This window comes from Citrobacter sp. TBCS-14 (genome assembly GCF_005280805.1).
Lineage (GTDB): Bacteria > Pseudomonadota > Gammaproteobacteria > Enterobacterales > Enterobacteriaceae > Citrobacter > Citrobacter gillenii.
In genome coordinates this window covers 1-227 of the sequence record NZ_SZWM01000196.1, presented here as the reverse complement: position 1 = coordinate 227, position 227 = coordinate 1, and the positions used below count along the sequence as shown (strand labels likewise).

At 50.2% G+C, this 227-nt stretch carries 1 pseudogene; it reads right to left on the bottom strand.

The features are described 5' to 3' along the window. Positions 1-227: pseudogene (locus FDX22_RS12085) on the bottom strand (amino acid ABC transporter substrate-binding protein); the annotation flags it as partial.

Below are 227 nucleotides of genomic sequence, written 5' to 3'. Positions count from 1 at the left end.
TTCAGATCCTTGCCATAATCCCCCTCTTTACCTAGCAGGTGCGCCATATCCGGTGTTGCAGGATTTGCCGCTTTTTCGTCAACATTTTTCGAGTTAACCCCCATCTCTTCGGCGTTCAGCATAGCGAACAACGTCCAGCGAACAATCGAGAACCACTCGTCGTCACCACGACGTACGACTGGCCCCAGTGGCTCTTTAGAAATAACTTCTGGCAGTACAATCCATTC